At 57.0% G+C, this 12,068-nt stretch carries 11 protein-coding genes; 7 read left to right on the top strand and 4 right to left on the bottom strand.

The window, feature by feature from the left end:
* Nucleotides 1-35: 35 nt before the first annotated feature.
* Both C7434_RS04385 and C7434_RS04380 read right to left on the bottom strand, forming a co-directional pair.
* Nucleotides 36-1,259 (bottom strand): nitrate regulatory protein, encoded by a 1,224-nt coding sequence (locus tag C7434_RS04385; protein ID WP_133745186.1) that lies wholly within the window; start codon nt 1,257-1,259, stop codon nt 36-38.
* A 634-nt stretch (nt 1,260-1,893) separates the two neighbouring features.
* Complete coding sequence (locus tag C7434_RS04380; RefSeq protein WP_133745185.1) at nt 1,894-2,091, bottom strand: hypothetical protein; 198 nt, start codon at nt 2,089-2,091, stop codon at nt 1,894-1,896.
* A gap of 109 nt (nt 2,092-2,200) precedes the next feature.
* Here C7434_RS04380 and icmH point away from each other — a divergent pair, with 109 nt between their 5' ends.
* The 7 genes from icmH to C7434_RS04345 are packed head-to-tail and all read left to right on the top strand — an operon-like array spanning nt 2,201 to nt 10,579.
* A complete protein-coding gene (gene icmH / locus C7434_RS04375; RefSeq protein WP_133745184.1) occupies nt 2,201-3,418 on the top strand; it encodes a type IVB secretion system protein IcmH/DotU in 1,218 nt (405 codons plus the stop codon).
* Complete coding sequence (tssM, locus tag C7434_RS04370) at nt 3,418-5,526, top strand: type VI secretion system membrane subunit TssM (protein WP_033741079.1); 2,109 nt, start codon at nt 3,418-3,420, stop codon at nt 5,524-5,526. The genes icmH and tssM overlap by 1 nt, the downstream gene beginning before the upstream one ends.
* 13 nt (nt 5,527-5,539) lie before the next feature.
* Nucleotides 5,540-6,238 carry a type VI secretion system-associated protein TagF gene (tagF, locus tag C7434_RS04365; RefSeq protein ID WP_058701708.1) on the top strand — a complete coding sequence of 233 codons (699 nt, stop codon included), beginning with the start codon at nt 5,540-5,542 and terminating at the stop codon, nt 6,236-6,238.
* Between the two features lie 34 nt (nt 6,239-6,272).
* The gene (gene tagH, locus C7434_RS04360) at nt 6,273-7,400 is read left to right on the top strand and encodes a type VI secretion system-associated FHA domain protein TagH (RefSeq protein WP_133745183.1); all 1,128 of its coding nucleotides are present in this window, start codon (nt 6,273-6,275) and stop codon (nt 7,398-7,400) included.
* On the top strand, nt 7,397-8,176 hold the full coding sequence (locus tag C7434_RS04355) for a PP2C family serine/threonine-protein phosphatase (RefSeq protein ID WP_006118913.1): 780 nt from the start codon (nt 7,397-7,399) through the stop codon (nt 8,174-8,176). The genes tagH and C7434_RS04355 overlap by 4 nt, the downstream gene beginning before the upstream one ends.
* A gap of 10 nt (nt 8,177-8,186) precedes the next feature.
* Nucleotides 8,187-9,128, top strand: a complete 942-nt coding sequence (locus C7434_RS04350; protein WP_133745182.1) for a hypothetical protein — start codon at nt 8,187-8,189, stop codon at nt 9,126-9,128.
* A gap of 44 nt (nt 9,129-9,172) precedes the next feature.
* Entirely contained in the window at nt 9,173-10,579 is a 1,407-nt protein-coding gene (locus C7434_RS04345) for a serine/threonine-protein kinase (RefSeq protein WP_006118911.1), read from the top strand.
* Nucleotides 10,580-10,608: 29 nt separating this feature from the next.
* Here the strand turns inward: C7434_RS04345 and C7434_RS04340 are convergent, their stop codons facing one another.
* Nucleotides 10,609-11,283, bottom strand: a complete 675-nt coding sequence (locus C7434_RS04340) for a gamma-glutamylcyclotransferase (RefSeq protein WP_162835475.1) — start codon at nt 11,281-11,283, stop codon at nt 10,609-10,611.
* Between the two features lie 427 nt (nt 11,284-11,710).
* The gene (chaB, locus tag C7434_RS04335; protein ID WP_006118909.1) at nt 11,711-11,941 is read right to left on the bottom strand and encodes a putative cation transport regulator ChaB; all 231 of its coding nucleotides are present in this window, start codon (nt 11,939-11,941) and stop codon (nt 11,711-11,713) included.
* Between the last annotated feature and the right edge of the window lie 127 nt (nt 11,942-12,068).

Below are 12,068 nucleotides of genomic sequence, written 5' to 3'. Positions count from 1 at the left end.
TCACGCACAAGCATTGTGCAGCTAACGCTTTCGAGTTACCTCTTCATCGTGGCGGCCACCGTGACGATCGCCTGAGCGATTTCCGGCAGCCGTTTGTTCTGATCCATCGCGCTTTTACGCAGCCGTTGCCAGGCGTGCTCTTCACTCAACCCATGCTGCTGCATCAGCCAGTTTTTAGCCTGGTCGAGCAGTTTGCGCTCTTCCAGCGTGGCGCGCAGAGTGGCCAGCTCATTGGCCTGATGCTGCAAACGCTGGGACTGCTCCGCGATCAACGACAGCAGCGAGCGACCGAGCTGGGGCGCCAGCCCGTCGCTGTTCAGCGCACCGGACTCGGCAGCCAGCCAGTCCGCCCCGGAGACATATAACGTAAAATTGCAGCCCGACTGTGCCACATGCAGGGGTTCAGCGGCCTGATGCTGTGCCAGTGCGATCGCCTCGCGGCAGCGCGACATCAGCGTGGCTGACAGCTGATCCTCCAGCAGTTTCATTTGATCGATACGCTGTGACAGCAGTGAAAACCAGTGCGGTGCGCCGCTGTCATCCCGCCGCCCGTCGGTACAGGCAATGCGCCGCAGTCGTTCAATCTCGCGACTGGCCTGCGCCAGCGGCTGCCAGTGATGCAAAACCGCCTCATCAGCAAACTGCTGGAACGTCGAAAAACTTTGCTCCTGTGCTTCAATTAAGGCCACCATGGCGCTGCGCTGCTCTGCGCTGAACTGGCCGGCGGCAAAGCCGGCCGCTCCCAGAGCGCGTTCCTGTCCCGCCAGCTCTTTGCCATGCATAAAGCTGAACAGCGCAATGAGCGCGCGGGTAATGTCAGGATGGCTGGCGGTGTCGGCGGCTTCAAAGACCAGGTTCAGTAAGCTGCGGATAATTGTGTTAAATGCCGCAACGGCCTGCGCGTGCGCAATCTGTTGTTGCGTAATCTGCTGGCGCAACGCCGGTAACCCGGCCAGGGCCTGCAGCGCGGCGGCGATCAGGTTACAGAACCGGCTGTATCCCGGCTGGGCTTCGGCTTTGGGTAAGGCCTGGCAAAAATCCCGTTGGCAGCGCGTCACATCCTGCTCACTGGCGAGCCGCTGCTCACCGTAAAGCCGGCCTTCAGAACAAATCCACAAAGTGCTCGCCCCCCGCTCACGCTGAAGCTGATGCACCAGTTCGCTGACGGTGGTAATGAGTTTACCGGTCTGGCGAAGGCGTTGCAGGCTGGCAATATCGCTTTGCCGTGAGGCCTGCACCCAGCTCAGTGCGTCATCCATTGCTCACCCCCTTTTCGTACAAAAAAGGAGTCAAGCAAAAGCCGTGCCGTCTTTTCTTAGCCTGACGGCTTGTGCCGCACGTTCCGCCCTTTCCGTTTCTCACTGCGGTGTAAAGTGGTTAACGCGGCTTATTCTTTTACCCAGGCCGCCGGGCCGTGGCAGGGATGGGATCACCCGCGTTTTTGAGGCGAAATGTCGCGAGTAATGCGCCCGATACTGCCCCGGAGGTGCCATCCCTGAAGCCCCTGCACAAGGAACGGGCTAAACGGCCATTACCATGCTATATCATTGGGTGCAATGGTTTGAATTCTCAAAAGTCTTAGGTAGACTGAGCGCTGTAAAGAGTGACCATGAGCGGCCTTGTCTCTGAACAGATAACCTGCCCGGCTGTGCGCCTCCCGATGAGGAGGCGCGATACGTGTGATAAACATCGTGCAGGCAGAGACACTGACGTGAGGAAAAGGGTGAAAAATCATTTAGCGTTTTGCCCGTTAGCTGCACATTTTTTGTCCGGCAGCAAAACGCCCCCCTCCTCGGTCAATGCCGATTCGCCGGTGACGTGCAGTGGAACGTGCGCGCCCTGTTCGGGACATGCCCACCGCCCTTGCCTGAGTCAGGCCGCGCGGGCAAAGGCTCAACACAGCCCCGGTCCACCCCGACGTTGCCGATACGGATATGCCATTGCGGTGATGTCCGCGGGCAGGCTCCCGGCGAGGTTGAGCTGACCACCGGTGTGAACCGTCGTCCTGACGGTGACACGCGAGGCAGCACGCATTTGCATGGCCAGATAACTTAACCCCTGTGCGTTGACGTGGGTGGCGACAGCAGACACTGCGGTCCTGTCACGACGGCAACCTGGATCATGAACTGATGAAATTTAACCCCTGCCGTCCTGCGCATACTGCCGGACGCGCAACGCAACGCGGGAAGTACACACAGCCATGAGCGTGGAATCTTCACCGCGTGAGGTGACGACCTCTGGTCGCGAAAATTTGTTACTTAAAGCGGCCGCGCCTCTGCTGAATGCGGTGGTGCAAATTCGTCAGGCTGCTACCCACGATGACCCGGCAGGTTTACGTCAGTCTCTGATTGATGAAATCCGCCTGTTTGAACAACGCTGCAAGCAGGCAGGCCTGCCGTTTGAGATGATCATCGGTGCACGGTACTGTGTGTGCAGTGCCCTGGATGAAGCCGCCGCGCAAACGCCATGGGGCACGCGCGGCGTCTGGTCCGGCAACGGCATGCTGGTGACCTTCCATAATGAAAGCTGGGGCGGCGAAAAGTTCTTCCAGCTGCTTTCACGCATTTCACAAAGCCCTCAGCAGCACCTTTGGCTGCTGGAAATTATTCATTACTGCCTGCTGCTGGGTTATGAAGGGCGTTACCGGGGCAGTGAAAAAGGCCGGGCTCAGTGCGACAGCCTGCGGGCAAGGTTAAAAGCGCTGATCGACGAAACCCGTGCGCAGCAAACCACGGAGTCCACGCCGCTGGTGCAGGTACATCCGCTGGTTAATACGCTGGCCCGTCCGATGGTGCCACTCTGGGCCTGTGCCATGCTGGTGGCCCTGATCGGCTGCCTGATTTACAGCGGACTCAACTGGCGGCTGGGCAACGCGGCTGAGCCTCTGCTGCGCAGTCTGTATAATATGCCGTTGCCACAAATCACGATGAATCGTCGCCCTTCGTCGCCACAGGCGCTGCTCGACTTACGTCAGCGGTTAAATGACGTGATCGCCGCCGGCCAGCTCGAAGTCAGCGACGGTGCGTTTGGCAGCAAAGTGATTATCCCGGCAGACAAGCTGTTTGCCGAACAGGGCACGGTGATTAATCCGGTGGGTCGGGCGCTTCTGGCGCGGGTCTCCGCAGCGATGAAAGACGTCAAAGGCACCATTCTGGTGTCGGTGTTTACCGACGATCAGCCTGTTGACGGCAGTCGGTTTGCCTCAAACTATGAATTCTCTTTCGCCCGTGCCCGTGCGATTAGCCAGTTACTGCAGGTGCAACTGGCCGATTCACACGTGCTCCGGTCAGAAGGCCGCGGCGACAGCGATCCGCTGCTGCCCAACGACAGCAGCGAGAACCGTACCCGTAATCGCCGTGTTGAAATTACGCTGTTTGCCGCACCTGAAACACTGAGTACTCACCAAGGAACACCCTGATGCGCGCTTCTTTCCGCTTATTCTTAACGCATCGGCTGCTGTGGAGCTTTATTGGCGTCACGGCACTGAGTTGCCTGCTGTGGATGCTGGGACCGCTTATCGCGTGGAATGAAACCCGCCCGCTTGAACCCGCGCTACACCGCAAGATTGTGGTCAGTCTGCTTTATCTTCTCTGGATTGGTTTCCAGCTAATTCCTGCGCTGTACCGTGCCTGGTTCAACAGTCGCCTGCTTGACCGGTTGCAGGTCGCAGAGAGCGACGATCCGGCGGAACGGCAGGCCACTGAGGCGCTGCTCAGCCAGCGCTTTAGTGAGGCGGCCATGCGCCTCAAGCGCACCCATTTTGGCCGACGCCAGGGCAGCCTGTGGGCACGGATTAACGCCAATTACCTCTATCAGCTTCCCTGGTATCTGATGATTGGTGCGCCGGGTGCCGGTAAAACCACCGCTCTGCTCAATGCCGGCCTGAAATTTCCCCTGACCGATACGTTCGGCAACGAGGCCGTTCGCGGCGTCGGCGGTACCCGGCACTGCGACTGGTGGTTCACCGACAGCGCCGTGCTGATCGATACCGCCGGGCGCTATGCGTTACAGGAAAGTCAGCGGGCACGCGATGCCAGCGAGTGGCAGAGTTTTATCAATCTGCTGAAGCGCTATCGGGCGCGGCAGCCGATCAACGGCGTCATCCTGACCATCAGCGTCGCGGATTTACTCAGCGATTCGGCTGAGGCGCGTTACGAACAGGCGAACGCGCTGCGCGAACGGCTGAACGAACTGCATCAGCACACCGGTATTCATTTTCCCGTCTATGTCATGGTGACCAAAACCGACCTGCTGAAAGGCTTTATGAGTTATTTCGGCAGCATGGAGAAGGCCCGCCGCGATGCTATCTGGGGCTTCACGTTTCCCTGGGAAGCCGGTAAGCCACACAAGCAGGACTGGCATCTTCACTTCGAGGGGCAGTTTACCCAGTTAGAACAGCAACTGCAGCAGCAACTGGCCGGGCAAATGACCCATGAGCGCGACCTCAATGAGCGGGCAGAATGTTTTCTGTTTCCGCAGGAGTTTGCTTCGCTGCGTCCCCTGCTCAGCGAATACCTGGACAGCATTTTTTCCCCGCGTTCTGAGACCGTGGCCTGGAATCCTCGTGGGCTGTTCTTTACCAGCGGTACACAGGAAGGTTTGCCTTTTGACCGCGTGATGGGCGAGCTGAGCCGCAAACTGCAACTGCGTCAGGCGGGGGCTCACTCGATTGCCGCCTGGGATCGGGTCAACCGCAACAGCCCTATTCCCGGCAATAAAGGCCAGAGCTTTTTTATTCGTGATTTGCTGAGCAATCTGGTGTTTAAAGAAAGTGGCCTGGCGGGCAGCAATCGTCGCTGGGAATACCGTAATCAGCTCCTGCACTGGATTGGCTATGGCATGCTGGCCGGGGCGCTGGTGATCATGAGCGGACTGTGGTTGATCAGCTACTATCAGAACCAGCATTATCTGCAGCAGGTTACCGCGCGCGTACCGGCAATTTCTGCACAAAGTCAGCAAGTGATACATCAGCCCGCTGATAATATTTTCGATCTGCTACCCTTTCTGAATAACCTGGTGAAGTTACCGGTGTCCGACCAGTTTTCTCTCGATAATCCGCCGCTTACTATGCGGGCAGGCTTATATCGTGGCAATCAGGTCAGCGATGCCGCCTGGGCGCTTTATCAAAATGCGCTTAAGTCTTTACTGCTGCCCCGGGTCGCTCAGCAGATCACCAACCTGCTGCGTAACGATCCCGGTGATGACAATGAATACAGTCGTAATGCGCTCCGCGCTTATCAGATGCTGTATCAGCCCAGAAACTACGATGGGGAATTTCTACGGGCCTGGCTACTGCAAAATCTGCAGCGTTCGTTACCTGAAAAGGTCAGCGCGCGGGATTTGCAGCAGCTTGACTGGCACTTAAGCCAGCTACTCGATCAGCAAATTCAGTCTTCACCTTATGCGCGTGACAATGCGCTGATGATGCGCAAGCTGGCTGATAATTTGAACAATGCGGGGCGCGGCGGCGCGGTACTGGCGATTGCCCCCGCGAAGGCACAGCGCCCGACGACGCATAATCCATAATGGCGAGGTGAACATGTCTGTATCTCTGGCCCCTGGCTGGTTTGGCAAACTGCCCTCAACAGGGGACTTTATACATCATCGGCTCACTGAACAGGTCATCACGCCGTGGAATCACTGGTTTCAGCAGGGCCTCATTCACTGGCATCAGCAGGACGCGGCCGTGAGCGCCGATTTTCTGCGCGCGCCGGTGTGGAATTTTGTGTTACCGATCACGCCAACGCGTCAGCAGGTACAGATGGGCTGCCTGTTACCGTCATGCGATCGTGTGGGGCGCGCCTGGCCGCTGCTGGCCTTGCTGAGCTTTCCGCTCAGTCAGTGGCATCCGGCACAGTTAACGATCTCGGGAGACTGGTATCAGGAGTTGGGGGCCACGCTGCTGAATGCCGTGACTCACGGTCTGAGCCCGGACCAGCTCGATCAGCACATCCAGGCCCTGGCTCCGCTGATGGTCCCGGTCCAGCAGCCGTCAGATATTATGGATGTAATCGGTTTCGCGGATTTGCCTTGCACGCTGAGCTGGCAGGACGTCGCCGAACATTTCGACCCGCAGCAACACATAAGTTACTGGTGGAGCAACCGCAGTGACGGTTTCGTACATGCGACACACAAGCATAGCGGTACCCTCACGGCAGAACTGTTCTCATTACTGTTTAATCCGGCAGCAGGTGCACAGCCGGGACGCAACGGCCTCTATCCACCGATGTTCGAGTGAGACGTTGCCTTTGTCCTTCATAACGGGATAGCTCATGCAATTTACCATCGTTCAATGCACGTCTGATGTGCCGGTGAAAACCGTCACGTTTCATCCGCCGGGCGGCACGATCGGCCGCAGTCAGGATAACGATTTGGTGTTACCGGATGAAGCCCGTTCTATTTCTCGTCTGCAGGCGCTGGTGCACCTGTCCTGTAACGGAGAGTGCCGCCTGACTAATCAGGGCAGCGTGACACCGGTCGAACACAACGGTGTGCCGCTCAGCCGGGGAATGCAGGTGAGCCTGAAACACGGGGATGCTCTGCGCATCGGCGACTATGCCATCGACGTACGTGACCCTGCGGTACAGGGCATCAACAGCGATCCGTTGGCGTTTTTTAGCCATGCGGGCCCGCAGACGAATCCGCTGGATATCCCCGAATTTACTGAAGTCGAAGAGGTCGCTCAGGAACCTGTCGCCAGACGCCACGACCACCGGGGCGATGCCAGACTGGCCATCGATCCCCAGGCCGGTGAGCCCCGATATGCGCCCTCGCCCGCCGCACACGATCACGACAACCTGGTCGCGGCGCTGCTTGACGGTATGGGACTAAGCAACGGCCACAATACGGTGATTAACGAAGAACAGATGCGGACCACTGGCCGCATGTTAAGTCTGTTTTCGCAGGGCACGGTGGCATTGCTGTCGTCGCGCTCTATCCTTAAACGGGGCGTCAAAGCGGAAATGACGATGATCCTGAACGAAGCAAATAACCCGTTCAAGATTCTGCCCTCGGGTAAAACCGTATTGATGCAGATGTACCAGAGCCAGATGCCGGGCTTTATGCAGCCTGAACAGGCGGTACGGGATGCGCTGGTGGATCTGCAGGCACATCAGTTGGGCATGATCGCCGGGATCCGCGCCATCATCGCCGCCATGTTGCAGTCGTTTAATCCGCAGGGGCTGGAGGAGCAGGCGAAGTCAGACGGTGCCGTGTCAAAAGTCCCGTTTACGCCTTATCAAAAAGCCGCACTATGGGACTATTTCACTCGCCGCTATCAGCGCACTGCGGGTGAAATCGAAGACGATTTCCATACGCTGTTTGGTGAAGCTTTCCTTCATGCTTACGACATGGAGGTGAATCAGTACAAAGATTCCCAGACGCGTACGGATGATGCATGAATATCGCGTTTGCCCAGCGAAGTCAGCAAGGTCAGCGTGATGAACATGCGGATCGCACCGGTGTGGTACTGGATGCCCATCAGGCCAGCTTCGTGGTATGCGACGGCGTAGCGGGACTGCCCGGTGGGGAACAGGCGGCACAACTGGTATGCGACAGCCTGCTGACTCAGTTGCACACCTGTCCGCACCTTACCCTCGCCTTCACACAGCAGGCGATAGAAACGTGCCGCTCTGTGCTTGAAATCGCACAGGGTAATAATCCGAATTTTGCCACGATGTGCACCACGCTGGCGGGCCTGTTTATCGACCGCACCCGACAGCGCGCATGGTGGGCGCACGCGGGCGACAGCCGGGTTTACCACTTTCGGCATGGCGTGCTCAATGCGGTCACCCGCGACCACAGCCTTGTGCAAAAACTGAGCGAGGCAGGCTATGAAAATACCGGAATTAACAGTAATTTACTTTATAATGCGCTCGGCACAGAACCTGCCCATCCTGTGAGCTTTTCTGACGAAATACTGCTGGAAGACGGCGATGCGTTTTTAGTCTGTAGCGACGGGTTTTGGCTCAATCTGACCACCCGGGAAATGGAGCAGACCTTGCGCATGGTGAATGCCTGTGAAGAGTGGCTGACGTTGATGGAACATGCCGTGAGCCGTGAAGTAAAGAAAGATAATCTGAGTGCGCTGGCCGTGTGGATCGGCGAACCGCAGGAGGCCACGCTGCTTTATTCGCTGGCTGACTCAACCCGTTTTCTGCCCTCTCGTGATGGATGAAAGAAACGCTATGAAAGTGTGGTTGCCCGCTCTGGCTACCTTGTTGATGGCCTTTACTGCGCAGGCGGAAAATTATCGCGTGGTGTACTCACCCAGCCTCGAACTGGAAGTGTATATCGACAACGTTGAAGGCAAAACGCCCGACGACTGGTGCCAGGAGACACTGCCACTGCGTATTGTCTCGGGTAAGAGCCAGAATGCAGAGATCCTTAAATCGTTCCTGCCGCGCGTCGGGACACTGTTAGCGAATCAGTGTAATGAACTGGACGTTCTGCCCTGGCAAATGACCAACAGCCAGGGCAGCGTGCTGGCTTCCGGCAGCGCCAGTAAATTGCAGAACTGGCGTCTGATTGTGAACGCCGATGCCGCCACAAGCATTAACGTTCCGGTTGTCGCGTCGCGGCCAGCAGACAGCACCCCGTTACAGCATTTTGCGTTACCTGATGGCTGCCGCTTTCGCACCGCATGGGACGAAAACGGATTGTCGATCTTTGTCCCGCAAGGCGGTCGGTTGCGCTGCTCGTCGGAAGGCTGGCTCGAAGGCAACAGTGATATTACCGTCAGTGGACACGGCCAACCGCAGACGCTTGCCGTCACGTTTTACCAGGGTTACCCGATCGCCAGTCTGGCCATTGCCGGTAACGCCCTGCAAATCGTTAGCGTCAATAAACAGCGCATGATTATGACCCGTGCTGATGCGCCTGACAGCTGGCTGGTGCTGCCTTTCGACGATACGCAACATCTGTGGCGCTTTGAGGGCACCCTTCTGGTCAGAGCGGATAAAGCCACTGCGCAGCAGAATGCCAGCGCCCTGTCTGCACGGCTCGACACGCTGCGTAGCCGGTGGGCAGGCAGTTTACCGTCACAACAGAAAGTGAATGTGTTACTTGTGGACACCTTGCGCGCGGATCAGGTTGATCCCGGCGCAGGTGCCTGGCGTAACATCCATTAATTATCGCGTTGCCTGGCAAGCAGGCCCAGTTCAGAGAGTCCACTATGTCGGCTAATGACAATCAGAAAGCAGTACCGAATGCCTTGCCTGACGGATATCGCTTTAACGAGTTCGAAATCAAAGAGGTGATTGGCGGCGGCGGTTTCGGCATTGTCTATCGCGCATGGGACCATCAACTTGAACGCACCATTGCCATTAAAGAATACATGCCTGTTTCGCTGGCGGTCAGGACGGCGGATATGTCGCTGGAATTGCGCGGTGAACGTTTTCAGAAGCTGTTTAATGCCGGTCTGAACAGCTTTATTCAGGAAGCCCGACTGCTGGCACGCTTCAATCATCCGGGCCTGTTGCATGTCCTGCGCTTCTGGGAACAAAACGGCACCGCCTATATGGGCACACTTTACTACAACGGCATGACGTTGAAAGAGTGGCAGTTAACCAGCCATGAGTCTATCACCGAAGACTGGATTCGCCGCTTACTGCCGCCCTTGCTGGGGGCTATCAATACCATTCATCAGGCTGGCTATCTGCATCGTGATATTTCGCTGGATAATATTCAGATTCAGGAAAATCAACTGCCGGTGCTGCTCGACTTTGGCTCTGCCCGCAAAGAGATAGGCAATCTCTCTGATGAAACCGAAATCATGCTGAAACCGGGTTTTGCCCCCATTGAGCAGTACAGCGAAGAAGGCGAAGGTGAACAAGGCCCCTGGACAGACATCTATGCGCTGGGCGCGGTACTGCACACGCTGATTACCGGCTCCCCGCCGCCGGTCAGCGTGGTGCGCTGCATTGAAGACAACTATCAACCGCTGGTAGTGCGTAAGCCTTCAGGCTATTCGCTGCCGCTGCTGCATGCCATTGACTGTGCGCTATTGATGAAACCGCACGATCGTCCGCAGAGCATCGACGTGTTTGCTGCCCTCATTGCCTTACCGGTCAGCGATGTGGAGGCGGTCGTTAACAGTCTGCAACAGCGCAATGACGCGCAAAACCAACTGGACGCAGCCGCGGCCGACACGGTCCCACCGGTGGTCCTGGCGATGAATCACGGGGCGACGATGGCGGAACCGCTGACCGGACGCACAGTGCGTCGTCTGTCACCGGGGCTTCTGGCGCTGGCCGCCGTTGCCGTTATTGCCGTCGGCGCGGTGGTGTGGGTTGAAAACTCGCAAACCGCTTCGGTGCCGCAGGTGGCGAAACGCAGTGCTGCACCAGCGACCGGCACGGTGCCCGCGGGCCTGGCGATGGTTTACCTGAAACTGGCCGGTGATGAACAGGTGGTCCTGAACGGTCAGCCCGTGGCCTTGCACGCCAGCAGCAACGGTTTTGCCGTGCTGAACCTGGCGGCAGGCCAGTACCGCATTGATGTGCATGCCGGGAATACGACGCGCAGTCAGTCCGTGGTAATTGACAGACCGGGCACCTGGCTGATTAACCCAACCCAGTGACCGGATGCTGCTGGCCTGGCGGGCGCGGATTACGCCTGTCTTGGCCAATGCTGCTGCAGTTCACGCACCTGGTGCGCCAGGCGGATCAAATCGTCCTCCTGCATCCCGCGCTTAGTCAGTTCTTCTTCCAGCGAAAACAGGTACTGGGCGTTCGAGCCTAACGGTCCACTGGCCGCTGCGATCAGGGGCGCAACCGCCTGAGGACAGGTATCCGGTTCATAAAGCGGATGACGCGGATCCATAATAAAAACCAGCGCCGTCACGCGGCGTTGATCGTCCAGCACCAACTCACACCAGGTCGGCAAATAGCAGCCGGTGATCATTTCACGCTTCCACAGTAATGCCAGTTCGTCGTGCAGCCGTGATTCCGGCAGGCGAAATGCCAGTCCCTGCGTAATGCCACCCTCTTTCAGCGCCAGCATGCGCCCCGGATGGGAAGCCGTGCCGCGCCCGGCTGTGAGGCGCAAGCAAAAGGCACGGTGCCAGCCGTGCAGCGAGGCCGATGCCACTTCATCGGCTTCAAATACCGGGTTCCACATCAGAGAACCGTAGCCGAAGATCCATACCGGGCTGTGATCGGGCCGACATGCCAGGGTTGCCGCCAGCGACGCCGCGCGCTGTTCACAACTCCACAGTAATGTCTCCTCAATATCACCAAATGATGTTTTACAATCCGCTTTTAATAAAAATTCCCGGGTAAGCAATGCGACCTCCTCGACTTTCACCACGTCCTGTGTAAGACACTCCTCGGTTCTGTTGCGTGAACATTCACAAATTTACGCTGTATTCATTAAACTGACATTAATTATTAACAAAATCAGTTTCAAGTAAGAGTGGGAATATCCGCTAAAAAATAGCCTTTATTTAACTATTAAAAGCGGCAGCTATAACACCCAAAAAAAGTGTTTTACAGCGCGTAAAACGGTAAGGGCTGATGAGTTTCTTCACGGCATCCTGGCGTTCAGGATAACCCCTGCTCGCGCAACGTGAAGTAAACATGCGTAACGTGGGCGCGACAAGAAGCCTGAAACGTGGGCGATCAGAGGGAAGAAATGCGCGTGAGAACGGACATGATGCTGGCGGGACGGGACATATAAACGGGCCTGCTGTTCAGGCCCACAACGCAACACACTATTTTTTGGGATGCCATTTATCGTCATCCCCTTTTTCATAGTCATGTTTCACCGCTGACCAGGCCACTTTATGGGCCACTTCCTCGCGTGATTCATTGCCTCGTCGGTCATCGGGATCCTTATATTGTGACCAGGCATTGTTAAAGGCCTGCTGATAGATATCCTGGGCATGCGCTGGCAGGACGTGCTTAACGCTTTCTGGCAGGTCGCTTCGCTTAGCATAAGGCATCGTTTATCCTCCTCTAACATGATGGTTTATAAGTCTGGCGCAGATAAGCCAAAATGCAAACTGTGGTTTCTGCGCCTCTCCGCTTGTTATTTCTCTGTTCCGGCATTAACGATCACCTTATTGGGAT

Source organism: Pantoea sp. PNA 14-12, from assembly GCF_004364735.1.
In the GTDB taxonomy this organism is placed as follows: domain Bacteria; phylum Pseudomonadota; class Gammaproteobacteria; order Enterobacterales; family Enterobacteriaceae; genus Pantoea; species Pantoea stewartii.
Note: the sequence above shows the minus strand (reverse complement) of the source record. Positions and strands in the feature narration are given on the sequence as shown.

What these genes read in the sequence shown, in the direction of transcription:
- C7434_RS04385 (WP_133745186.1), bottom strand. Translation starts at nt 1,259, where the DNA reads ATGGATGACGCACTGAGCTGGGTGCAGGCCTCACGGCAAAGCGATATT.
- icmH (WP_133745184.1), top strand. Translation starts at nt 2,201, where the DNA reads ATGAGCGTGGAATCTTCACCGCGTGAGGTGACGACCTCTGGTCGCGAA.
- tssM (WP_033741079.1), top strand. Translation starts at nt 3,418, where the DNA reads ATGCGCGCTTCTTTCCGCTTATTCTTAACGCATCGGCTGCTGTGGAGC.
- tagF (WP_058701708.1), top strand. Translation starts at nt 5,540, where the DNA reads ATGTCTGTATCTCTGGCCCCTGGCTGGTTTGGCAAACTGCCCTCAACA.
- tagH (WP_133745183.1), top strand. Translation starts at nt 6,273, where the DNA reads ATGCAATTTACCATCGTTCAATGCACGTCTGATGTGCCGGTGAAAACC.
- C7434_RS04355 (WP_006118913.1), top strand. Translation starts at nt 7,397, where the DNA reads ATGAATATCGCGTTTGCCCAGCGAAGTCAGCAAGGTCAGCGTGATGAA.
- C7434_RS04350 (WP_133745182.1), top strand. Translation starts at nt 8,187, where the DNA reads ATGAAAGTGTGGTTGCCCGCTCTGGCTACCTTGTTGATGGCCTTTACT.
- C7434_RS04345 (WP_006118911.1), top strand. Translation starts at nt 9,173, where the DNA reads ATGTCGGCTAATGACAATCAGAAAGCAGTACCGAATGCCTTGCCTGAC.
- chaB (WP_006118909.1), bottom strand. Translation starts at nt 11,941, where the DNA reads ATGCCTTATGCTAAGCGAAGCGACCTGCCAGAAAGCGTTAAGCACGTC.